The 3784-nt window shown below is 38.2% G+C and carries 4 protein-coding genes and 1 tRNA gene; 3 read left to right on the top strand and 2 right to left on the bottom strand.

All coding sequences use genetic code 11. The annotated features are described in order from the left end of the window. Together BN338_RS01600 and BN338_RS01595 are read right to left on the bottom strand one after the other, a co-directional pair. On the bottom strand, nt 1–646 hold a 646-nt coding region (locus BN338_RS01600), incomplete at its 3' end, for a tyrosine-type recombinase/integrase (RefSeq protein WP_039758365.1). A gap of 262 nt (nt 647–908) precedes the next feature. Beyond that, nucleotides 909–993: transfer RNA gene (locus BN338_RS01595), tRNA-Leu, on the bottom strand. 194 nt (nt 994–1187) lie between these two features. Between BN338_RS01595 and BN338_RS01585 the strand changes: the two genes are divergently transcribed. The 3 genes from BN338_RS01585 to BN338_RS11570 all read left to right on the top strand — a co-directional run bounded on the left by BN338_RS01585 (nt 1188) and on the right by BN338_RS11570 (nt 2746). Then, a complete protein-coding gene (locus tag BN338_RS01585) occupies nt 1188–1793 on the top strand; it encodes a YqaA family protein (protein ID WP_039758363.1) in 606 nt (201 codons plus the stop codon). 12 nt (nt 1794–1805) lie between these two features. Next, the gene (locus tag BN338_RS01580) at nt 1806–2375 is read left to right on the top strand and encodes a disulfide bond formation protein B (protein WP_039758362.1); all 570 of its coding nucleotides are present in this window, start codon (nt 1806–1808) and stop codon (nt 2373–2375) included. A 164-nt stretch (nt 2376–2539) separates the two neighbouring features. Then, the gene (locus tag BN338_RS11570; protein ID WP_156809227.1) at nt 2540–2746 is read left to right on the top strand and encodes a hypothetical protein; all 207 of its coding nucleotides are present in this window, start codon (nt 2540–2542) and stop codon (nt 2744–2746) included. Nucleotides 2747–3784: the final 1038 nt, after the last annotated feature.

The following is a 3784-nucleotide window of genomic DNA, read 5'->3' as shown; positions in this document are numbered from 1 at the left end:
CTGGTATATCTTTCCAATCCATTGCTGGAAAGTTTTGCGTTTTATGGCGTTGTTTCCCTAAAAGCGCGCGTGCTTTGGTGGTTGCTTGTAAATCAACATCTAAACCCAAAGCAGCCGCATGTTTAAGACAAATATTGAGACGGTTCAGTGCTTTACGCGCTGTATCAGCTTTTGTATGCCAGATAGGAGCAAGGGTATTGCGTATCTCTGTTTGGGTAATTTCTGAAACAGGCAGACAGCCTAATTTGGGGAGTACATAAAGTTGTAAAGGTGAAAACCAGAATCCATTTTTCCCATCTCCTTTTAATTCGGCTTTACGACTTTCAAAAGTCTCTAGAGCAATATCTTTTAAATAATGAAGATTGCTTATTGCTTCACGCTTTTGTTTCTCACGTTCTTTAATGGGGTCACGACCTTCACGTAAAATGGAGCGCCACCCAGTTGCCAATTCACGAGCTTGTTTTAAAGAGACATCTCTTAAAGCCCCCAATCCCATTTCACGACGACGCCCGTGAAGGGTATAACGATAAAGCCATTGAGCACCTCCATCTTTACGCTTATGAAGTAATAAGCCAGCACCATCATTATATTTACCAGCCCCCAATGTTGCGACAGATCTTGCATTAAGACGGTTCATAAGAGCCATTTTTTAATCCTTTCTTATACAGTCTTTACCCACACACCAGCCCCGCTTGTGATGTGCAAGCGAATGGTTTTGATTGATTCAAGATAAAAAGATTTGAAATGAGAGAATCTTACGTTATTCGGAACTCTCATTCAATATGAATAACGCTAGATTATCATTATAAATCAATACCTTATCATCAGATATCAAGGTCGTATATAAAAGATAATTAATGAAATAAGACAAACAACGACATCAAGTGATATTGGAAAAAATCTATAAGTGGTGCGGGTGGTCGGACTCGAACCGACACTCCTCTCGGAACCAGATTTTGAGTCTGGCGCGTCTACCAGTTCCACCACACCCGCACTTGCGTTATAAAAGACAGACTTATCGATTATCTCTTTGCACTATATGAAGAAGAACAGATTCGTCAACACCAGACTTCTTCTTTTTTTACAATTCCTATCATTTTCTTCTCTGTTTTATGGAATATTTTCTTTATCGGGTTTATAGCAGTCTTATTTGTAAAGTTTTTACCTCTTAAATTTATAAAAAACGCATGATATTAAACAAACTAAAGCTTTGGACGATTTCTTTAGCAAATCGGCGTACAGCGCCACACTGGCTTGGTTTTATTGCCTTTATTGAAAGTTCTGTTTTTCCAATTCCCATAGATGTTTTATATATCCCGCTGCTGCTTATCCGTAAAAAGCAAGTTTATCGCTATGCTTTAATTGCAACGATCTGTTCTGTTTTAGGAGGCATTGCCGGTTGGTTTATCGGACATTTTGCCTATGACGCCCTTGCCAAACCCATTTTAGAACTTTACGGTAAAGTTGAAAGTTTTGAAGCTCTAAAAAACAATGCAACCCTGCAATTTCTCATTATTTTACTGATAACATCAGGCTTTTTTCATCTTCCCCCCATCAAGATTGTCACAATTTTGGCCGGTGTGATGAGTTTACGTCTTGAACTTTTCATTCTCATTTGTATTTTTTCCAGAGGCGCTCGTTTTTATCTTCTCGCGTGGCTGATTAAACATTTTGGACAAAAAGCAATGAATTTTCTACGACAGCATTTCAAATGGATTATCCTCATGGGGGGTGTTAGCCTCCTTTTAATTTATGGGATTTTTATAGCTTTTTTAAACAAGCAACTTTTATAAGGAACATCCCCAATGGCATGTGCTTTGTCTTCCCATCCGCTTTTAAAGAAGCACCTTCATCTTGAACCCAGCAGAAAAGAACAAAGTTTATGGGCTTTTTTTCTCGCTTTTTGCTTGTCTGCCACCATAGGTATTGCCCTTGGTTTTGAACATCTTGGAGGGTATCTTCCTTGCGATTTATGTCTTATCGAGCGTTTTCCCTATTACGGTGCCATACCCTTTTTGCTCTTAGCAGGTTTTGGGGCATGGTTTTTTCGCCTGTCTTCTTGGATACAACTTTTATTTTTATGTGTTTTTGTCTTAATGAGCATCAGCCTTGTTTTAGCCATTTATCACGCAGGTGTTGAATATGGCTTTTGGACAGCTCCTCTCAGTTGTGGTTCAAACGCCGTACGCAAAGCCTCAAACGTTAACCAACTGCTTAACCAATTAAATAACATTCGCCCTCCTTCTTGTTCTGAAGCACCCCTACGTTTTCTTTTTCTCTCATTTGCTGGCTGGAATGTCGTCTCAAGCCTATTTTTCACCCTTATAAGCCTCTATATTACTTCAAAAGGCATTCTTTCAGGTCACAAAACATAACAATGACTGTCTCCCCCACACAGCAATGCTTGCTCTTAAAAACGCCTCATAGGGAAGGATCTCCATAAGCATACAACAAATTGATTTATAATGGTAAATTATTCTTTTTCAACTTAAATCATAACCCCGAATACTGTGAGATTCTCTCATTCCAAATCTGTTTCATGTTGAATCAAGCAAACCATTCGCTTGCACGTCATAAGCAGGATAAGCGTGTGGAAAAAACTGTACAAGAAAGGAATAAAAATGGCTCTTATGAATGCTCTCAAGTGCCAAGGGTTGTCGCAACACTGGAAGCGAAGATGTATAATAGTAAAATTCCCCATGGAAATCATGTAAAATCTATTGGCCTTTCATTTTTGCGCTTATGAAGAAGTAAGTCATCACCATCACCCACTTTGCTGGCTCTAAAATGTTGCGGACCAACCCTTGGTACTTGAGATGGTTCAAAAGAGGCTTGCCTTTCTTGTACAATTTTATGCCGCTTTATGCCACGTGAGCGCATCTGCTTGTGACGTGTAAGCAAATGTTTTGATTGATTCAACCGATACAGATTTGAAATGAGAGAATCCTACGGTATTCGTAGGCTTCTAATTCAATATTATAATTATTATTATAAATTAATATTGTTATCATAAATTGTAGCAACACAGATCGACAATATCCTTGCTCCATTCTGGCATAAAACAGTTGTAAAACGTCGTCGCTTGAAAAGTATGGTGATAGAAGGCAGCTTTTTTCAAACGTTCAAGTGTTTTTTTTCAGTATCTATTGAATATTTAGGTCAGGGCTTGCCTATAGCGTTTTAAAATTTAAGTGAAGCCTTATGAAATGGGAAGCCAAGAAAATCCTGCCCCAAGAGTTGTTGTTTCTTTACAAACCAATATCGGGTTTTAAGAGACAAGTAGGGGGTAAAATGGGGGTTAAAATCTTTGTTCTTTGAAATGTCGCGAGAAAATTACTTCTTGTTCGCTGATACTCTTGTTACTTTATAAAGTGATCTTATTAAGAAAAATAAAGGTGAGAGGTGAGGTAACATTGAAAAAACGGATTGTTCATCAATGAAGAAGTTTTATTGGGGTAAGAAGCTTTATTGGGGGAGAAGAGGTTGAAAAATGAACACATACACTTGTTTTTATGCTGTTATCACATGATCATCATCCGCTGCAATTGATACACATTATCTGTATTTGCTTTAAAAAAATATTACGGCTTTCACTTATTTCATAAGGGCGCCAATGGACTAATGGTGTGATGGTAAAGCTCTTGCTCTTGCAAATGCGTCCTCTAAAAGAATAAGAGAATAGGAATTGGCTGAAGCGAGACTTTTTACAATCCTTTGTTGATAGTTGAACGCTGGTTTTTAGAGTTTGCGTTTTTTAAAGGGGGAGAGCTATAAAAAAACCCTG

This window comes from Bartonella queenslandensis AUST/NH15, assembly GCF_000312585.1.
GTDB lineage: Bacteria > Pseudomonadota > Alphaproteobacteria > Rhizobiales > Rhizobiaceae > Bartonella > Bartonella queenslandensis_A.
The sequence above is the reverse complement of the archived record's forward strand: the minus strand, read 5'-3'. Positions and strand labels throughout refer to the sequence as shown.

What these genes read in the sequence shown, in the direction of transcription:
- BN338_RS01585 (WP_039758363.1), top strand. Translation starts at nt 1,188, where the DNA reads ATGATATTAAACAAACTAAAGCTTTGGACGATTTCTTTAGCAAATCGG.
- BN338_RS01580 (WP_039758362.1), top strand. Translation starts at nt 1,806, where the DNA reads ATGGCATGTGCTTTGTCTTCCCATCCGCTTTTAAAGAAGCACCTTCAT.
- BN338_RS11570 (WP_156809227.1), top strand. Translation starts at nt 2,540, where the DNA reads ATGTTGAATCAAGCAAACCATTCGCTTGCACGTCATAAGCAGGATAAG.